This window comes from Variovorax boronicumulans, from assembly GCF_040544675.1.
GTDB classification, from domain to species: domain Bacteria; phylum Pseudomonadota; class Gammaproteobacteria; order Burkholderiales; family Burkholderiaceae_C; genus Variovorax; species Variovorax boronicumulans_D.
Genome location: NZ_JBEPKK010000002.1, coordinates 456,624 through 474,823, shown reverse-complemented (window position 1 = coordinate 474,823; position 18,200 = coordinate 456,624). Strand labels below are relative to the sequence as shown.

General features: G+C 68.6%; 19 protein-coding genes. 12 read left to right on the top strand and 7 right to left on the bottom strand.

Annotated features, from left to right (window positions below; all coding sequences use genetic code 11):
* Positions 1-26: 26 nt before the first annotated feature.
* Positions 27-515 carry a glycoside hydrolase family 3 N-terminal domain-containing protein gene (locus ABIC90_RS05255; RefSeq protein ID WP_354352999.1) on the bottom strand — a complete coding sequence of 163 codons (489 nt, stop codon included), beginning with the start codon at positions 513-515 and terminating at the stop codon, positions 27-29.
* Positions 512-1,984 (bottom strand): cell envelope integrity protein CreD, encoded by a 1,473-nt coding sequence (gene creD / locus ABIC90_RS05250; protein WP_354352998.1) that lies wholly within the window; start codon positions 1,982-1,984, stop codon positions 512-514. The genes ABIC90_RS05255 and creD overlap by 4 nt, the downstream gene beginning before the upstream one ends.
* A 202-nt stretch (positions 1,985-2,186) precedes the next feature.
* Between creD and ABIC90_RS05245 the strand changes: the two genes are divergently transcribed.
* The 7 genes from ABIC90_RS05245 (at position 2,187) to ABIC90_RS05215 (ending at position 9,461) form a co-directional block, all read left to right on the top strand.
* On the top strand, positions 2,187-4,268 hold the full coding sequence (locus ABIC90_RS05245) for a VIT and vWA domain-containing protein (protein WP_354352997.1): 2,082 nt from the start codon (positions 2,187-2,189) through the stop codon (positions 4,266-4,268).
* Between the two features lie 16 nt (positions 4,269-4,284).
* Positions 4,285-5,214 carry an exosortase Q gene (gene xrtQ, locus ABIC90_RS05240; RefSeq protein WP_354352996.1) on the top strand — a complete coding sequence of 310 codons (930 nt, stop codon included), beginning with the start codon at positions 4,285-4,287 and terminating at the stop codon, positions 5,212-5,214.
* Positions 5,195-5,764 carry a hypothetical protein gene (locus tag ABIC90_RS05235; protein WP_354352995.1) on the top strand — a complete coding sequence of 190 codons (570 nt, stop codon included), beginning with the start codon at positions 5,195-5,197 and terminating at the stop codon, positions 5,762-5,764. The genes xrtQ and ABIC90_RS05235 overlap by 20 nt, the downstream gene beginning before the upstream one ends.
* An 11-nt stretch (positions 5,765-5,775) precedes the next feature.
* A complete protein-coding gene (locus ABIC90_RS05230; RefSeq protein WP_354352994.1) occupies positions 5,776-7,044 on the top strand; it encodes a biosynthetic peptidoglycan transglycosylase in 1,269 nt (422 codons plus the stop codon).
* Entirely contained in the window at positions 7,041-7,829 is a 789-nt protein-coding gene (locus ABIC90_RS05225) for a GNAT family N-acetyltransferase (RefSeq protein WP_354352992.1), read from the top strand. Before ABIC90_RS05230 ends, ABIC90_RS05225 begins: the two co-directional genes overlap by 4 nt.
* A 42-nt stretch (positions 7,830-7,871) precedes the next feature.
* The gene (locus ABIC90_RS05220; RefSeq protein WP_354352991.1) at positions 7,872-8,768 is read left to right on the top strand and encodes a pirin family protein; all 897 of its coding nucleotides are present in this window, start codon (positions 7,872-7,874) and stop codon (positions 8,766-8,768) included.
* A 123-nt stretch (positions 8,769-8,891) separates the two neighbouring features.
* Positions 8,892-9,461 (top strand): Spy/CpxP family protein refolding chaperone, encoded by a 570-nt coding sequence (locus ABIC90_RS05215; protein ID WP_354352990.1) that lies wholly within the window; start codon positions 8,892-8,894, stop codon positions 9,459-9,461.
* 107 nt (positions 9,462-9,568) lie between these two features.
* Here ABIC90_RS05215 and ABIC90_RS05210 read toward each other — a convergent pair whose 3' ends face one another.
* Positions 9,569-10,003, bottom strand: coding sequence for a serine/threonine protein kinase (locus tag ABIC90_RS05210; RefSeq protein WP_354352989.1), 435 nt, complete (start codon positions 10,001-10,003; stop codon positions 9,569-9,571).
* 230 nt (positions 10,004-10,233) lie between these two features.
* On the opposite strand from ABIC90_RS05210, the gene ABIC90_RS05205 reads away from it, so the two are divergent.
* The 4 genes from ABIC90_RS05205 to ABIC90_RS05190 all read left to right on the top strand — a co-directional run bounded on the left by ABIC90_RS05205 (position 10,234) and on the right by ABIC90_RS05190 (position 13,946).
* Positions 10,234-11,016, top strand: a complete 783-nt coding sequence (locus ABIC90_RS05205; RefSeq protein WP_354352988.1) for an endonuclease/exonuclease/phosphatase family protein — start codon at positions 10,234-10,236, stop codon at positions 11,014-11,016.
* Between the two features lie 11 nt (positions 11,017-11,027).
* Complete coding sequence (clsB, locus tag ABIC90_RS05200) at positions 11,028-12,302, top strand: cardiolipin synthase ClsB (RefSeq protein ID WP_354353137.1); 1,275 nt, start codon at positions 11,028-11,030, stop codon at positions 12,300-12,302.
* Positions 12,303-12,351: 49 nt separating this feature from the next.
* Complete coding sequence (locus ABIC90_RS05195; RefSeq protein WP_354352987.1) at positions 12,352-13,311, top strand: lysylphosphatidylglycerol synthase domain-containing protein; 960 nt, start codon at positions 12,352-12,354, stop codon at positions 13,309-13,311.
* A 137-nt stretch (positions 13,312-13,448) separates the two neighbouring features.
* A complete protein-coding gene (locus tag ABIC90_RS05190; protein WP_354352986.1) occupies positions 13,449-13,946 on the top strand; it encodes a polyhydroxyalkanoate granule-associated phasin in 498 nt (165 codons plus the stop codon).
* Between the two features lie 31 nt (positions 13,947-13,977).
* Here the strand turns inward: ABIC90_RS05190 and ABIC90_RS05185 are convergent, their stop codons facing one another.
* From ABIC90_RS05185 to ABIC90_RS05170, 4 genes are all read right to left on the bottom strand, one after another.
* The gene (locus ABIC90_RS05185; protein ID WP_354352985.1) at positions 13,978-15,189 is read right to left on the bottom strand and encodes a metallophosphoesterase; all 1,212 of its coding nucleotides are present in this window, start codon (positions 15,187-15,189) and stop codon (positions 13,978-13,980) included.
* A gap of 192 nt (positions 15,190-15,381) precedes the next feature.
* Entirely contained in the window at positions 15,382-15,873 is a 492-nt protein-coding gene (locus ABIC90_RS05180; protein ID WP_354352984.1) for a hypothetical protein, read from the bottom strand.
* Positions 15,874-16,003: 130 nt separating this feature from the next.
* On the bottom strand, positions 16,004-16,516 hold the full coding sequence (locus ABIC90_RS05175) for a hypothetical protein (protein ID WP_354352983.1): 513 nt from the start codon (positions 16,514-16,516) through the stop codon (positions 16,004-16,006).
* Positions 16,517-16,738: 222 nt separating this feature from the next.
* Positions 16,739-16,909, bottom strand: coding sequence for a hypothetical protein (locus ABIC90_RS05170; RefSeq protein WP_354352982.1), 171 nt, complete (start codon positions 16,907-16,909; stop codon positions 16,739-16,741).
* Between the two features lie 42 nt (positions 16,910-16,951).
* Between ABIC90_RS05170 and ABIC90_RS05165 the strand changes: the two genes are divergently transcribed.
* The gene (locus tag ABIC90_RS05165; RefSeq protein WP_354352981.1) at positions 16,952-18,181 is read left to right on the top strand and encodes a helix-turn-helix domain-containing protein; all 1,230 of its coding nucleotides are present in this window, start codon (positions 16,952-16,954) and stop codon (positions 18,179-18,181) included.
* Positions 18,182-18,200: the final 19 nt, after the last annotated feature.

Sequence of the window (18,200 nt, the reverse complement as noted above, 5' to 3'; positions counted from 1 at the left end):
ACCGGGAAGAAGGAGCTGCTGAGGGGCTACTGGCGAAAGGGTTGGAGCCGGCGGGCGCTGCTGCGTTCCAGCAGTTGCAGATCGCGTGCGCCGCGGCGCGCTGCCTGTGGTGCGCAATGCATGGCGCCGAAGTACTTGTTGTCGTGGTCGAAGGCGATCACCAACAGGTCCACACTGGCATCCAGGGCGTGCACGGTGGTGTCGCACAGCCCGCGGTTGCAAGCCGCGCCCATCGTCGGATCGTCGGTGACGACGAGGCCTTGACAGCCCCTTTCGCCACGAACCGACCGCCGCGCGATTTTGCGCGAGAAAGCGGCCGGATGCACTGCGTGGGGCTCTGGAACCACCACATGGCGGAACATGATCGCCATGTTCGAGTTTTTCGACACGTCTTGAAACGGCTTCCCGTCATGTGTTGCAAGTAGTGCGACCGGTGTGCGCAGCACGGCGGCGGAGTACTGCGCGGCATGGATCTGCCAGCCCAGGACGTCGAGCGCGAACCGCATGCGATTCATGCGCCTGTTGCAGCGGGTGCAGCGGACGCTGCAGGCACGGGCTCGCTGCGCCGCGACAGCGCATACCAGTCGACCTTGCGCGTCACCAGCATCAGCGTGGCCAGCATGCCGAAGATCAACAGCGCACCCAGCAGCAGCGCATTGCTTTCGGAGGCCAGCAGGCCATAGAGCGCGCCATACAGCAATGCGACAAAGGCTGCGAACGAGAGGCCGCGCCGCCAACCGCCCAGCACCGCGCTGAAATACACCGCGAGCAAGGCCACGCTGGCGCCGGCCGCACCGGCGTAGGAGAGCCAGAAAGCGAACTTCTCCGACAGTGCCAGCAGCAACAGGAAAAACAGCGCGATCGACAGACCGACCAGCCCGTACTGCACCGGGTGCAGGCGCAGCTTGCGAAAGAGCTCGAACATGAAGGCGGCCATCAGCACCAGCCCGATGAAAAGCATGCCGTACTTGCCGGCGCGCGTGCTCATCGAATAGACGTTGATCGGCTGCGCAAGCGACACATCGAAGGTTTGCAGCGCGCCCAGTTCGCGCCGCGGGCGCACCGAGCTGCCGTCGTCGGCGCTGGCGCTGGCGTTGCTGCGGCCCGAGAGCCCTGCGCGCACCTGCTCGCGCGCCGAGGTCACCAGCGAGGACACGCGCCAGTGCGCATCGAAGCCCTGCGGCGTCACGTTGCGCTGCACGGCAAGAAAGCGGCCGCCGAAGCTCGGGTGCGCCCAGGGCGAGGCGAGGTGCGCGGTGGTTTCTTCGGCCACGGGTGTGATCGCCAGCGTGTCCTGTCCGACCAGCCCGAGCTTCATGTCGAAGGGCAGCGGCGAGCCCGCTTGCCATGCCGCGAACGCCGCGCCGGTGATCGGCGCGTGGATGCCGTCGGCGAACCAGGCGTCGTTGGCAAGGCCCGGCACGCGCTGCCTGAAGCGCAGCGTCTCGCCGTTCATCGCGAGCGCCGGCGAGCCGTCCAGGCCGCGCAGGTCGCTCACGTTGAAGGCCACGAAAGGCGTCCTGAATTCGATCTTCGAATCGGCTTCGCTGCGCGCCACGGCCTTGGGGTCGTAGGCCGCGAAGTTGCCGGTGAGCGTGGCGTTGAGCGTGTAGAACGGAATCTTGAAGATGCCGCGGTAGCGTTCCTGCGGCGCCATCGTGCCTTCGATGTGCAGCTTGTCGGGAAAGACCACATGGGTCATTTCCTTGCTGCGCGCTTCCTGGCCGATCACCTTGCCCTGCGCATTGCGCAGCGGCTCCATCCAGCGCTCCACATAGGGCACCAGCAGCAGCGGGCCGACCATGGTCTGGCGGCCGGCATAGGTGGCGGCCAGTTCGCCGGCCGCCTCGCGCTGGCTTTGGCCGCGTGCGCGGTTGATCGAGTCGATCTCCGCAAGCGGGATGCAAAGCAGCAGCACCAGGAAGAACAGGCCGGCCACCTTGACCAGCACGGAATTTTGAAGAGCCTTGAAGAACGCAGGCATGTTTTTTCTCCTCGTCTGTAGCGAAGCGGCGATGCTCGCCGCGCGACCCGAAGGCCGTGTGAAGCGCCCGGGTGCCTCACTTCACACAGGCTTCACACAGCGGCGCATTCGCCGCCGGCGACTTCAAGGAGGCTTCCAACTGCCTTCTCTCGCGGTGGCCAAAGTTGCGGCTGTGCAAGTTCGCACGGACAAGGACCCCGCCATGGATGCCACCTCCACCCCCCGCCCCGGCCGCTGGCTCTGGCTCGCTACCGTGAGCCTGGCGACCGCGGGCTTCATCGCCATGGGCCTGCGCCCGGTGCACGCGCAGGAAGCGCCCACCGGTCCGCGGCTGAAGACGGAAAGCCCGTACTTCTTCGTCAAGAGCGATGACCCTTCGGTCGACCGCCTGCCGCTCAAGGGCACGGAAGTGGCCGTGAAGATTTCAGGCGTGATCGCCGACGTGACGGTCACGCAAACGTACCGCAACGAAGGCCAGCGCGCCATCGAAGCCAAATACGTATTCCCCGGTTCGACCAAGGCGGCGGTGAGCGGCCTCAACGTGCGCCTGGCCGACCGGTTGATCACCGCGCAGATCCGCGAGAAGCAGCAGGCTCGGATCGAGTACGACACCGCCAAGAAGGAAGGCAAGACGGCCGCGCTGCTGGAGCAGCACCTGCCCAACGTGTTCCAGATGAATGTCGCCAACATCCTGCCCGGCGACGAGGTGAAGGTGGAGTTGCGCTACACCGAACTGCTGGTGCCGCAGTCGGGCAACTACCAGTTCGTGTTCCCGACCGTGGTCGGCCCGCGCTACAACAGCCCGCAGTCGGAGAACGCAGCAGCCAGGTGGGTCGCGCAACCCACGCTGCGCGCAGGCGTTGCAACGGGCACCACCTTCAAGCTCAAGGCCAGCATCGACACGCCGATGGGCCTGAAGGAAGTGCGTTCGGCCACGCACGCCATCGACGTGAAGAAGAGCGACGAAGACCAGCACGCCGACATCACGCTCACGGCCGACGGCCGCCCCGCCGACAACCGCGACTTCGTGCTCGACTACCGCCTGGCGGGCGAAAAAATCGAATCGGGCTTGATGCTCTACAAAGGCCAGGGCCAAAACTCGGATGGAAGCGCCGAGAACTTCTTCCTCGCGATGATCGAGCCCCCGAAGGCCGTGGCCGCCAGCGCCGTTTCGCCGCGCGACTACATCTTCGTGGTCGACATCTCCGGCTCGATGCACGGCTTTCCGCTGGACACCGCCAAGACCGTGCTCGAACGCCTGATCGGCGGGCTGCGCCCGAGCGACACTTTCAACGTGCTGCTGTTCTCGGGCAGCAACAAGATGCTCTCGCCCAAGTCGGTGCCGGCCACGCGCGCCAACATCGAGCAGGCGCTCGCCACCATCAAGAACTACAGCGGAAGCGGCAGCACCGAGCTGATTCCGGCGCTCAAGCGCGTCTACGCCGAACCTAAGGAAGAAAAAGTGTCCCGTACCGTGGTCGTGGTGACTGACGGCTACGTGACGGTCGAGCGCGAAGCCTTCGAGCTGGTGCGCAGCAATCTCTCGAAGGCCAACGTGTTCGCTTTCGGCATCGGCTCTTCGGTGAATCGCAGCCTGATGGAAGGCATTGCACGCGCCGGCATGGGCGAGCCCTTCATCATCACCGACCCGGTTCAGGCGCCCGAGCAGGCCGCGCGTTTTCGCCGCATGGTGGAGTCGCCGGTGCTCACCAACGTGAAGGCCACTTTCGGCAGCCTCGATGTGTACGACGTGGAACCGCAGTCCCTGCCCGACGTGCTCGGCGAACGCCCGGTGATCGTGTTCGGCAAGTGGCGGGGCGAGGCCAAGGGCCGGGTGATCATCGAAGGCCAGGGCGCCAACGGTCCGTACCGCCAGGAAGTGCGCATCGACGACCGCACCCGCCTGGACACCGCCGCGCTGCGCACGCTGTGGGCACGCCATCGCATCCAGAGCCTGAGCGACCAGGAAGCGCTCGAAGGCAGCGCGGCCTTCAAGGAGCGCATCACCGAGCTCGGCCTGAAGTACAGCCTGCTCACGCAGTACACCAGCTTCATCGCGGTGGACAAGGTGGTGCGCAACCTCGCGCCGCAGAACGGTGTGGACGTGAACCAGCCGCTGCCGATGCCGCAAGGCGTGAGCGACCAGGCCGTGCCGTCCTTCGGCGCCGAAGTGCCTAGCACCCCCGAGCCCGAAACGCTGGGCGCCATCGCCGTGGTGCTGTCGATGCTCGCCATGCTGCGCCGCCGTGCGCGCCGCAACGACGCGCGCCGCTTCACCTCCTGAACAAGCGAGGAGAAACATGTCATTGGCAACACTCGCCCACCGTCATCCGCGCATCGTGGACTGGGGCATCCACATCGACCGCGCGCCGGCCGCCGGCTGGCTCGCGCTGCAGTGCGCAGCGCTGACGCCGACCTGGACCTGGATGGTCCAGCGCATGCGCGACGGCTCCGACGATCCCCTGGGCATGGTGGCGCTGGTCGCGCTCGCGGCCCTCGCATGGCAGTGCCGGCGCGAACTGCGCGCCTCGCCGCGGCTGGGCTGGCTGGCGCTGGCGGGTGCCGGCACCGTGCTGGCGACGCTGCTGCGCTCGGGGTTGGGTGGCCTGCCTGCGCTGCCGCCCTTGGCCGCGGGCCTGGTGGCGGTGCTGGCATTGGCTTGCGGGCTGCTCGCCTTCCTGCCCCGGCGCGTGGCGGCCTTGCCGGTGGCCGGCCTTGCGGTGCTTGCGCTGCCGCTGCTGTCGTCGCTGCAGTTCTATGCGGGCTATCCGCTGCGCGTGGTGACGGCCGAAGCCAGCCGCTGGCTGCTCGTGCCCGGTTTCGACGTGGCGCGCGAAGGCGCGAGCCTCATGGTGGACGGCCGCCTGGTGATCGTCGATGCGCCCTGCTCGGGCGTGCAGATGGTGTGGCTGGGCTACTTCACCGCCTGCGCCGTCGCGCTGTGGACGCGCCGCAGCGACGCGGCCTTCGTGCGCCGCCTGCCGATGGTCGGCCTGCTGGTGCTGGCGGGCAACATCGTGCGCAACAGCGTGCTTGTTGCATTCGAAGGCGCAGGCCAGGCGCTGGCGCCCTGGGCGCACAACGCGCTCGGACTGGTGGTGCTGGCCGCCGTGTGCGGCTGCATCGCGCGGCTGATGGTGCCGGCGCGCATGGCGGCGGAGCCTGCGGAGCATCCGGTGCAGGGCTTGATCACCACCCAAGGAGGCCGCCATGTCGACACCGTTCTTTGAACGCTGGTTCGCCAACCATTTCCTCAACCGCATCGGCCACAAGTCGGTATTTGCGCTGGCGATGCTGCTGTGCATGCTGTGGTCGACCGCCGCGGCGCTGCGCGCACCGGCGGTTGCCGGCGAGATGGCGGCCTCGCACGAGTGGCCCAGCCAGTGGGACGGCGTTCCATTGCGGCCCTTGGCCTTGAGCGAGGTCGAGCAACGCTTTGCCGACCGCTTCCCCGGCGCCATCGGCCGCATGACCGACGGCACGCAGACCCTGGTGATGCGCGAGGTCAAACAGCCCACGCGCATGCTCCATCCGGCCGCAGACTGCTACCGCGCGCTCGGCTATCGCATCGAACAGGCGCGGCTGGAACGCGATGCAGAGGCGCGTTTGTGGCGCTGTTTTGTTGCGCAACGGCACGGCGCGCAAAAGATCCGCGTTTGCGAGCGCATCGTCGATGCCCAAGGCACGGCTTTCACCGACACTTCAGCCTGGTATTGGTCGGCGGCGAGCGGGCAGTCGACCGGTCCGTGGCAAGCCGTCACGGTGGCAAGACCGATGTGAGAAACGTGCGTGTGAAGAAGACCCTGCGATTTGTGTTTTTCGGGCTGCTGGCCCTCGTTGTGACAGCGCTTGTAGCTATTTTCCTGATAGCGAAGATCGCGCTGGCCCCGGCGGCGGGCGAGTGGAGCACCACGGTCAAGGCCGGCCCGCTCGATTTCGAGATCGGCGTGCCCACGGCGGTGCGGCTGGCCACCTCGCCCTGGTTTGCGCCCCGGCTGGACGGCCATTCGCTGGACACCCGTTTCGGCACCGTGCATTTCAGCTGGAAAGACGCCACCGGCCTGCAGGAGCTGCGTTGTGCGCCCTGCAGCGTCGATGTGCCGGCGCTCGGCAAGCAGCCCCTGACGGTCGAACGCCTGGTCGCCACCGTGCGCCGCGACGGCAACACGCTCTCCGGCGGCTTCGAAGCCACGCCCCGCACCGCGGAGACGGACATGCTCCAGGGCACCTGGGAAGGCAAGCTGGCGCCCAGGAACCTCCGGCTCGAGGCCAAGGTGCAGGACGCACCCATCGCCCGCTGGTACGCGGTGCTGGTGCCCACCCTGCCCGAGCTGCAGCGCGCACGCATCGGCGGCACGCTGGCCCTCAGCGGGCACCTGGTGTTGCCCGAGGCCACCTTCGCGGTGCTGCCGGTCATCAGCCAGTTCACGGTGGAGGGGCTGGGCACCGAGGCCCTGCTGGGCGCGCGCACCAGCTGCGGACCGTCCGCCAGGCTGGCCAACGACAGCTGGCTGGCGCGCGCGGTCATCGCGGCCGAAGACCAGCGCTTCTTCAGCCACGCCGGCTACGACCTGACCGAGATCCTCGCGTCGATCGACAACAACCAGAAAGAGGGCCAGATCCAGCGCGGCGGCAGCACGCTCACGCAGCAGCTCGCCAAGCTGCTGGCCACCGGCGGCGACCGCACGGCCGAGCGCAAGCTGCGCGAGTTGCTCTATGCGGTCGAGATGGAGCAGACACTGGGCAAGGCGCGCATCCTGCAGCTCTATCTGGACAACGCGCCCTGGGGCGGCAACATCTGCGGCGCCGAGGCCGCGGCGCGGCGCTACTTCAAGCGCAGCGCGCGCACGCTGGAGCCCGCGCAGGCCGTGTGGCTCGCGGCCATGCTGCACAAGCCACAGGCCGTGCTCGAACAATGGCGGCGCGACGGGCGCATCGATCCGGACCGCACCAAGTGGGTCGCGGACGGCGTGCGCGGCATCAGCCGCAACCAGCGCGAGACCTTGCTGAAGAGCGTGGCGGCCGCCAAATTCAATCCACCGGAGGCCAACATACCATGAGCGCCGCGCCGAACACCGCCCATTTCGAATCCGTCGAACACGTCGAAGCCATCGAGCGCGCCACTATCGCGGCGGTGGCGCCCGAGGCGACCGAAGAGCTCGACGGCTGGCTGCTGCCCTTCGACGGCGGCACCGTCAAGCGTGCCAAGTCGGCCGTGCCGCTGCACCGCAGCGCGGTGGAGCCCGGCACCGTCGACCGCATCGAAGACCGCTACGACAGCCGCCATGTCGTGCCTTCGTTTCGGCTGCCCGACGCCCCATGCTTCGACAGCCTGCGGGCCGAGCTGGAGCGGCGTCACTACATGGCGGACAGCCCCACCTGCGTGCAGGTGGGCACGGTGCGGCAGATGCGGCTGATCGTGGCCAAGGGCGTGGCATTGGCCGATGTCGATCGCACGCCCGACGACGCCTGGGCCGCGTTGTTCCTGGGCGAGGGCTTCGATCCGGTGGACGGCGCGTACCGCGTGCGCGCGCTGGCCCGCGCCAAGGGTTCGCTCTACGCCAGCGTGCGCGAGAACGGACGCACGGTGGCCGCCGGCGCGATGGCTTTCGGCCACGGCTGGGCCAGCGTGCACGGGATGCGCACCGACAAGGCGCACCGGGGCCGGGGCCTGGCAGGGCTTGTGCTGGCGGGGCTTGCGCAAGCGGCGTCGAACAAGGGCCTGGAGCGCGTGTTCCTGCAGGTCGACGCCCAGAATCATCCGGCGCTTTCGCTTTATCACCGCGCCGGCTTCGAAACCCGCTGGCAATACTGCTATTGGCAACGCCAGCAGTGGCCCCGATAAGGGCATCCCCACCGGTGGCGCGGTCTGGCGGTTGGTGACACCATGGGCCACATGAAGAAGAACGCCCATCACCCCACCGAACCCGTCGTCACGCCCCGCAGCCTCGACCACATCGTGGCCGGTGTCTCCGCCAGCGATGGCGACGGCGTCAAACTCACCCGCGTGCTGCAGCAGACGCTGCAAAAACGGCTCGACCCCTACCTGATGCTGGACGCCTTCGGCAGCGACAACCCGGGCGACTACATCGGCGGCTTTCCGAACCATCCGCACCGGGGCTTCGAAACCGTCACTTACATGATCGCGGGCCGCATGCGCCACCGCGACAGCGCAGGCCACGAAGGCCTGCTCGAGAACGGCGGCGTGCAGTGGATGACCGCCGGACGCGGCCTCGTGCACAGCGAGCTGCCCGAGCAGCAGGAAGGCCTGATGGAAGGCTTTCAGCTCTGGCTCAACCTGCCCGCCAAGGACAAGATGCGCGAGCCCTGGTACCGCGACATCCAGAGCGAGGAGATTCCCGAATTCACCACCGCCGACGGCGTGCACGTGCGCGTGATCGCCGGCGTGAGCCACGGCATCGACGGCGCGGTGCTGCGCGAGCACACCGAGCCGCTCTACCTGGACGTCACGCTGCCCCCGGGCGCGGAGTTCGCGCAGCCGCTGCCCGAGGACCACAACGTGCTGGTCTACGTGTTCCGCGAATCGCTCTGGGTCGCAGGCAGCGAGGTGCCCACGCGGCGCATGGCCATCCTGGCCAACGACCCCGGCAGCGACGGCGTGGTGCTGCGTGCGGGCGCCACCAACCACAGCCCGGCGCGCGCGCTGCTGATCGCGGGCAAACCGCTGAACGAACCCATCGCCCAGTACGGCCCCTTCGTCATGAACACGCAGGAAGAGATCAAGCAGGCGGTGCACGACTTCCAGAACGGCAAGCTGGGCTAGGGCCTGTTCACCGTTCTTTACCCAAGCTCACGCCTGGCTAACGCAGGCGTTACAGAGGTCTTCCACACTTCGTTTCACCCGCTGCCCTTCGGTGGCGGACTTCTTCGAAAGGAAGCTCTTCTCATGATTTCTCTTCGTCAACGCATCGTCTGGGCCAGCCTGCTGGGTTCCGCCGCTTTCGCCTCTTCGGGCGCCTTCGCCCAAGCGCCGGCCGCAACGACCCTCCCGGCGCCCGCCGCCGCCGTGGCCCAGGCCGACACCACCGCCGCCCCCAAGGCACAGCACAAGCGCATGGACCCCGCCCAGCGCATGGAGCGCATGAAGGAGCACCGTGCCAAGCGCCTGGCCGCGCTGAAGGAAAAGCTCAAGCTCACCGGCGCCCAGGAAAGCGCGTGGGCCACCTACACCACGGCCAACCAGCCGCCGGCCGGTGCCCGCCCGCAACGCATGGACCGCGCCGAGTTCGCCAAGCTGACCACGCCCCAGCGCCTGGAACGCATGCAGGCCCGCCAGGCCGAACGCAGCGCGATGTTCGCCAAGCGTGCCGACGCCACGAAGACCTTCTATGCCGCGCTGACGCCCGAGCAGCAGAAGACCTTCGACGCCGAGACGGTGCACGCCGGCGACCACGGCCACCGCGGTCATCGGGGCCATGGCGGCCACAAGAGCGACGCCGCTCCCGTCAAGAGCTGAGCTGACGAACAAACACCGCCGCTGAGTGCGGCGGTGACTGCGGCAGGCAAATCAAAAAGCCCGCAACGCACAGAGCGTTGCGGGCTTTTTGCTTTGGACTGAAGTGCTTACTTCGGCGTGCCGGTCTTCTCGGTCGGATTGGTCGGCACCTCCGGACGCTCGCCCTTCTGGCCGAACTGCGGCGTCACCTTGCGGCCCTGCTGGCTGACTTCCGCACGGGACACAGCGCCGGTCGGCTGCGGCATCGCGTTGGGCTGATGGTTGACCGTGGTCGAGGCCTCGCCCTTGGGCACCATGCTGTTGGCGTTGTTGCGGTTCTGGACGCGCGCCTCGGACTTCACCGCTTCGCGCGAGTTGGGCATCGAGTTATCGGGGCGCTGGGTCGGGTTGGCCACGCCGGCCGGCGTCATCGTGCTGGCCTGGCCGCCCACGGCGGGGTCGGGCTGCGCCGGGATGGACGTCGACTGGGCCATCGCGGCGCCTGTGATGCCCAGCAGGGCGGCCAGCACGGTGGCGCGGAGAATCGTGTGTTGCTGCTTCATGGTGTTGCTCCTTGGTTGCTTGAAATGTCGAAACTTGCGGCCTCTTTTTCAAAGCCCTGAAGTCACCGTAGGAGTGCGTCAAAGCCGCTCGTGTGGGGGTGCGGCAACCCTGCCTGTAGGAGCCGACCGCCCGCGCGCGACAGGCAGCAGGACAGCGCGAGGCCCGCGGCAAAGAAGGTGGCGCGTTCCTACAGGCCAGCCCCGCGCAGCCACGTACAACCTGCGGACCGATGTCTTCAGAACCTCAATCCGCAGCCGCGCCCGCGCCGACCTCGCTCAAGGTCATGACGGTGAACACCCACAAGGGGTTCACGGCGCTCAACCGCAAATTCATTCTTCCCGAGCTGCGCGACGCCGTGCGCACGGTGGGGGCCGACGTGGTGTTCCTGCAGGAAGTGCTGGGCACCCATTCGCGCCACTCGCAGAAGGTCAGCAACTGGCCGGAGGCGCCGCATTACGAATTTCTGGCCGACACCATGTGGCCGCAGTTCGCCTACGGACGCAACGCCGTGTACCCCAAGGGGCATCACGGCAATGCGGTGCTGTCCAAGTTTCCGATCGTGCATTTCCGCAACCACGACGTGTCGGTGAGCGGTCCCGAAAAGCGCGGCCTGCTGCACTGCGTGCTGCGCCTGCCGGGCCGCACGGTCGATGTGCACGCCATCTGCGCGCACCTGGGCCTGGCCGAAGCGCACCGGCAGCAGCAGCTGGAGCTGCTCTGCCACATCGTGCGCGACGAGGTGCCCGCCGATGCACCGCTGATCGTGGCCGGCGACTTCAACGACTGGCGCGGCCGCGCCCACGCGGTGCTCGAAAAAGGCGCCTCGCTGCGCGAGGTGTTCGTGCATGCCCACGGGCGCGCGGCCAAGACCTTTCCAGCGCGTTTTCCAATGCTGTCGCTGGACCGCATCTACGTGCGCAACGCCGGGGTCCACTCGCCCGTGGTGCTGCCGCGCAGGCCCTGGTCGCATCTGTCGGACCACGCACCGCTGGTTGCGGACATCGACCTTTGAACACGCCCACCATGCGCAACGACAACCACTGGACCGCCGGCAACCGCATCGAGCTTCTGGAGAACGGCGAGGAGTTCTTTCCGCGCGTCTTCGACGCCATCCGCAACGCGCAGCGCGAAGTCATCGTCGAGACCTTCATCCTGTTCGAGGACAAGGTGGGCCTGGGCCTGCACGCCGCGCTGCGTGAGGCCGCGCAGCGCGGCGCCAAGGTCGACCTGATGATCGACGGCTTCGGTTCGCCCGACCTCTCGCGCGAATTCATCGAGGGCCTGACGTCGGTGGGCGTGAAGGTGCGGGTGTTTGACACCGGCCAGCGCGTCATGGGCCAGCGGCTCAATGTGTTCCGGCGCATGCACCGAAAGATCGTGGTGGTGGACGGCGAGCGCGCCTTCGTGGGCGGCATCAACTACTCGGCGGACCATCTGCTGGATTTCGGTCCCAAGGCCAAGCAGGACTACGCGGTGGAACTTGCCGGCCCGATCGTGGCGCAGATCCACCAGTTCGTGCTGCGTGCCATTGCGGTCGGCGGCAAGGGCGCGGGCTGGTTCCGGCGCCGGCTCAAGCAGGCGCCGCCGGTTCGCCAGATGACGGCCGGCGAGGCCGATGCGATGTTCGTCACCCGCGACAACCGCCGCCACACCAACGACATCGAACGCCACTACCGCGCCGCCATCCGTTCGGCGCGCGAGCGCATCGTGATCGCCAATGCGTACTTCTTTCCGGGCTACCGGCTCATCAAGGAACTGCGGCGCGCGGCGCGGCGCGGCGTGGACGTGCGCCTCATCCTGCAGGGCGAACCCGACATGCCGATCGTGAAGACGGCCGCGAGCATGCTGTACCACCACCTGCTGCACGCCGGCGTGCGCATCTACGAGTACTGCGAGCGCCCGCTGCACGGCAAGGTCGCGCTGATGGACGACCGCTGGAGCACCGTGGGCTCCAGCAACCTCGACCCGCTGAGCCTGTCGCTCAACCTGGAGGCCAACGTCATCGTGCGCGACAAGGCCTTCAACAACCTGCTGTGGGAGCGCATGGACGGCCTGATGCAGAACGCGTGCAAGAAGATCGGCGCCGAAGACCTGGCCAGCGAATGGAGCGGCTGGCGGCTGGTGCGCAGCTTCTTCATCTTCCACTTTCTGCGGTGGTATCCGGCCTGGCTGAACCGCCTGCCGCGCCATGTGCCGCGCCTCACGCCGGCCGAAGCAACCGAGCTGGCCGAGAAGAAGAAAAACAGCGCCGACAGCAACACCAACGGCGGCGCGACGCAGACCACCGAAGCGGCTTGAAGCCGCCGACACGACCCACACCCCACCCACAACGGACCGGATCCCCACGATGAGTACCCTGGCTATCGCACGCCGCCAATCCTGGTGGCCCTGGGCCCGCCGCGCGGTGGTGTGGGGCTTCTTCGGGCTCATCGCCTGGCTCCTCGTGAACCAGGCGCGCAACATCGACTGGAACGAGGTGCTCGTCGCGATACGCGCGCTGCCCGCCTCCACCCTGCTGGCTGCCGGCGCGCTGGCCGCGGCGAGCTTCCTGCTCTACAGCACCTACGACCTGCTGGGCCGGCGGCTTACCGGGCACACGCTGGGCGCCGGCTCGGTGATGGGCGTGACCTTCATCAGCTACGCCTTCAACCTGAACTTCGGTTCGCTCGTCGGCGGCGTGGCGTTCCGCTACCGCCTCTATTCGCGCCTGGGCCTGGACAACGACACCATCACCCGCGTGCTGGGCTTCAGCATGCTCACCAACTGGCTGGGCTACCTGGTGGTGGCCGGCGTGGCCTTCTGCTTCTGGCCGATGACGCTGCCGCCGGACTGGAAGATCGACAGCGGCGGGCTGCGCGTGCTGGGCGTGGCGCTGCTGGCGCTGTCGGCGGCCTATGTGGCGCTGTGTGCCTTTTCGGCCGGGCGCGTCTGGCGCGTGCGGGGCCATGAATTCACGACGCCGGCGCTCCCCATGGCGCTGCTGCAACTGGCGATGTCCTGCCTCAACTGGTCGCTGATGGGCGGGGTGATCTGGCTGCTGCTGCAGGGGCAGGTCGGCTATCCGCATGTGCTGGCCGTGCTGCTGGTGGCGGCGGTGGCGGGCGTGGTCACGCATGTGCCGGCGGGGCTTGGCGTGCTGGAGGCGGTGTTCGTCGCCCTGCTCTCGCACGAGGTGGCCGAGGCCAAGCTGCTGGGGGCGCTGCTGGCCTATCGAGGCCTTTACTACCTGCTGCCGCTGATGGTGGCGCTGGTGGCATATCTGGTCACCGAACTGCGCGCAAAGCGCCTGCGATCGGCCGCGACTTAAACAAACGTGCGATCAGCGCGCACGTGTTGCGGTCAGGACAAGACTTTTTTCTTTTATCAAAGGTGTTTTTGTTGCGCTGCAGCAATTGCGGCGGCCCAGGCCTATAGTGGGTTCTCTTCCCCCCACGCATTGGCCCCATGTCATCTCTCAGTTCCACCGCCCGTCTGGCCAATCCGCTCATGCAGTGGCTCGACCTGGCCCTCAAGACCAACGAGATGCTGCTGTCTTCGGGTTCGGTCATCCGCATGCGCACCGAGCGCATGGCCAAGGCCGGGCTCACGCCGAGCCCGGCCGACCTGGCGGAGTTCCAGCTCATGGGCCAGGAGAAGCTCGCCGCGGCGAGCGAGTCGGGCATGGCGATGGTCAGGCAATGGCACAGCAGCCATTTCTCGCTGGCCAACAAGGCGCTGCAGCAGTGGCTGCAGAGCACCACGGCCCTGGTGCTGATGGTCGGCAGCGTCACCCCCGCACAGGCGGCGGCGCGCGGCGATGCCTTCGTGCAGACCGCGGCCCGCACCGCGAGCACGGCGGGCCAGCTCTCGGGCACCGCCGCCCGCATCGCGCGCGAAGGGCTCAAGCCCATTCATGCCGCCGCCACGTCGAACGCGCGCCGGCTGGCTGAACTGCAATCCTGAGATAAGGAACGAACGGCCCGGCCCGATGGGCTCAGGGCCGCGCCGGCACCAGCGTGAGCAGCGCGATCTCCGAGGGCGCCCCGAAGCGCTTGGGCGGACCCCAGTAGCCGGTGCCCCGGCTCACATAGACCCACATGTCGTGCAACCGGTGCAGGCCCGCGGTAAAGGGCTGCTGCATCGGCACGAACAGGTTCCACGGAAAGAACTGGCCGCCGTGCGTGTGGCCCGACAGCTGCAGCTGGTAGCCCGCCGCGGCGGCCACCGTCGCGCTGCGCGGCTGGTGCGCCAGCAGCACGCGCGTGTGCACCAGCGGCGGTGCGTCGAAGAGCGCCAGGTGCGGGTCGCTGGCGTGCGATGCATCGAAATGCCCCGCGGTGAAGTCGGTCACGCCGGCCAGCACCAGCGCGCTTTCGAACAGTTCCTCGTCGTTCTGCGCGCCGCGCACATTGCGCGTCTGCAGCACCACATGCTCGTTGAGCAGCACCTTCAGCCCCAGACGGCGCAGCTCGTCGATCCAGGCATGCGCGCCCGCGTAGTACTCGTGGTTGCCCGTGACCACGAAAGTGCCGTGCCGCGCGCGCAGCCCCGCCAGCGGCGCGATGTGCTCGCGCAGCTCGGGCACGCTGCCGTCCACCAGGTCGCCGGTGATCGCGATGGCGTCGGCACCCAGCCGGTTCACCGCATCGACGATGCGCTGGATGTAGGCGCTGCGGATCGTCGGGCCGACATGGATGTCGCTCAACTGCGCGATCGTGAAGCCTTCGAGCGCCGCCGGCAGCCCGCGGATCGGAATGTCGACGCGCTTGACGCCCGCCGTGCGCCGCGCGTTGAGAAAGCCGACCAGCGAGGTGCCCGTGGCCATGGCCAGCACCGCCAGGGCGCTCCATGGCTGCAGCGCGCTCCAGCGCACCGGCCAGCCGCCCAGCGCGCCGGCCGCCCAGGTGAGCAGCAGGGCCGCATCGCGCGCCACGGTCAGCACGAACATCGACGAGAACCAGCCCATGCCGATCAGCCCGACCCACTTGAGCCCCTGGCCGAGCACCCGGCGCCACGCGCTGCTGGGCGCAGCGCCACGGCGCGACACCGACGGCAGGAAGGGCAGCGGAATGGTGGCGGCCGACACCACGAGCAGCAGCAGCACGACCGGCCAGGCGGGCGTGAGCGCCGCAAGCGCAGGCAGGAGGCGCAGCGCGATGTAGGCGTGCAGCAGAGCGGTCAGGACGCTCAGGGGGCGTATCGGCATCGGGGCAAAGGGTGCGGGCACTACCCGGGATACCCCACTTGCAAGGCGCATGCCGCGTGTTCAAGACAGGCAGCAGCGCGCCGACCGCTATTTTTTCTATAGCGCATGACGCCCGGATAGCAGGCTTTGTGGGCGGGCGGGCGCGAAGCTGCAACGCGGGGCGGCAACGCGCCCCCGCCCGGCGCCGCCGGGTTACTGCACCGTGCGCGTGCCGGCCGAAGCCATGTCGGTGCCTGCCGGCCATTCGAAGACGGCCTTGGCGGGCGCGCCCTGCAGCACATGCAGCTGCTGCTTGAGCACCTGGCTGCCGATGCGCGCTTCCACCTCGTAGGTGCCCGGCTCCAGCCGCGCCACCATGAACGGGCCGCCCGACACCACGTTGTCCAGCAGCGCGACACCGCTGCCGTCGCGCACCGTGACATGCACGCCGGCCGCGAAGTCGGCGCCCTTGCGGTCCTTGATCGCGAACTCGAAGGTGGCGGGCCAGCGCGGCGACACCGTCTCCATCAGCTTGGCTTCGTCGCTGCCGATGCCGCCGCTCATGTATTCGACGCCGTGGGTCATGTAGATCGGCGGGTTCACCGCCGCCTGGGCCGACGAAAGCGCGCCCAGCAGGAGCGCGCCGCACACCATGGCGGCCGCCAGCGGCCGCATGCGGGTGGAGGAAGAAAAACGGGAGCTCATGGTCTGAATCCTTTCCAGGTCGTGTGGCGACAAGCCACGGCGCCACTGTGCGGCGCACGACTTAGACAAGGCTGACCGGCAAACAAGCCGCGGCACGCGCCAGAGAGCGCGGCGCGGGTTGCGGAATCGATCAGCGCGCCACGCTCGACTGCGCCAGCGCCTGCGGCAGCGGCGGCGCCACCGAGGCCATGTCGAAGTTCGACGGCCAGGAGAAGCTGGCGCGGCTCGGCTGCCCGGCGATCACGATCAGCGATTGTGTGAGCGTGAGCCCGCCCAGCGTGACGTTCACGTCGTACGCGCCCGGGTCGAGCCGCGCGAGCATGTAGGGGCCCTGCGACTGCGCCTCCATCACTTTCTCGCCCGTGTACTTGCGGCGCACCTCGACCGCTGCGCGGGCCGGAAAGCCGGCCTTGCCGCCGTTCACGCCGAACTCGATGGTGGCGGCCCAGCGCGGCGCCACCATTTCCATGAAGGCGGCCTCGTCTTTTCCGGCGCCGCCGCACATGTACTCGATGCCCTGCGCCACCTGGATGGGCGGGTTGGAAAACGCGTGGGCCGAAGACATGGCCCCGAAGGTGCCCAGAACTGCTGCACCGCCCAGTGCCAATGCAGCCAGTGGCTGCCGGAGACGCTCAGGAATCATTGCTGTGTGGTCCTCGATCTTGCGTGACGTGAAATCCGTCCAGGATTTTGCTTAGCAAGAGTCGGGCTAGATATAGCGTTTACGAGGAACGATCTTCGGATCGAGGCTGAATGCTATTGTTTTAATAGCTCATGACCTCCGTGTGACAGGCGCCGGCAAGGTTTTTGGCTCGCCGACGCTCGGAAACCCTGAGCACCGTTGCGCCGACGCCCGGCCCGCGCTTCAGGCCGGTTGCCGCGCCGCTTCGAGCATCCATGCCCTGAAGGCGAGCACGCGCGGGTCTTCGCTGCCGGCTTCCGGGTAGACCGGCCGGCAGGCGCAGTCCCCCGGCACGCCGATGCCGATGTCGAACAGCCGCACCAGCCGCCCCTGGGCCAGGTCGTTGCCGGTCATGTCCAGGCGAGGTGCCCCGCAAGGCCGGTGTAGCCTGTCGCCATGGACTCCCTGATCTCCGCTTCCGCACGCGCGCTCGCCGCCGGCGATGCGCTCGGCGCGCTCAAGCGGGTGGCCCTGCGCGACGATCCGCCGGCGCTGGCCCTGCGCGGCATCGCCATGGCCCAGCTCGGCGAGCACCCGCGTGCGCGCGAACTGCTCAAGCGCGCCGCGCGCGGCTTCGGTGCGCACGAGGCGCTGGCGCGCGCACGCTGCGTCGTCGCCGAGGCCGAAGTGGCGCTGGCCATGCGCGACCTCGGCGGCTCGCCGCGCGCGCTGTCGGCCGCCGCGGCCACGCTGACCACGCATGCCGACCACGCGAATGCGCTGCAGGCGCGGCTCATCGCGGCGCGCAAGCTGCTGCTGATCGGGCGCCTCGGCGAGGCCGGGGCCGCGCTGGCCGCGCTGGCCGCGCTCGATGCGCAAGGCCTGTCACCGTCCCTCGCGGCCGTGGCGGAATTGGCGCGGGCGGAACTCGCGCTGCGCTCCCTGCACATCGCCGCCGCGCGCGAGGCTCTCGCCCGCGCGCATGAAACGGCCGTTCGCGCACGCGTGCCCGCGCTGCTTGCGGAGGTGGCCGAAGCGCGCGCCGCGCTCGACCGCCCCGCCGCCCGCCGACTGCTGGCCGACGGCGAACAGTTGCTTCGCCTCGACGAGGTCGCGGCGCTCCTGGCGTCGGATGCCCTGGTGGTCGATGCCTGCCGCCGCGGCGTAGGCACCGGCGATGCATGGCGGCCGCTCGCGCGCCGTCCGGTGCTCTTTGCGTTGGCGCGCGCGCTGGCCGAAGCATGGCCCGGCGACGTCGACCGCGACGCGCTGATCGCGTCCGCCTTCCGCACCCGCCATCCCGACGAAACCCACCGCGCGCGGCTGCGCGTCGACATCGGCCGCCTGCGTGCGCTCGTCAAGGAACAGGCGCGCATCGAGGCCACCGCGCGCGGCTTCGTGCTGCGGCCGCGCGACGCGCGCACCGTCGCTGTGCTGGCGCCGCCCGTCGACGGCGACCAGGGCGCGCTGCTGGCGCTGCTCTCCGACGGCGCGGCCTGGTCAACCTCGGCGCTGGCGCTGGCCCTCGATGCCAGCCAGCGCACCGTGCAGCGCGCCCTTGCCGAGCTCCAGGCCGACGGGCGGGTGCGCGCCATCGGCCGGGCGCGGGCGCAGCGCTGGCTGGCGCCGCCGCTCGCGGGATTCACGACGATCTTGTTACTCCCGTCCGCGCTGCCTATTGCATAGAGTTGTCTGCAAGGCGCCG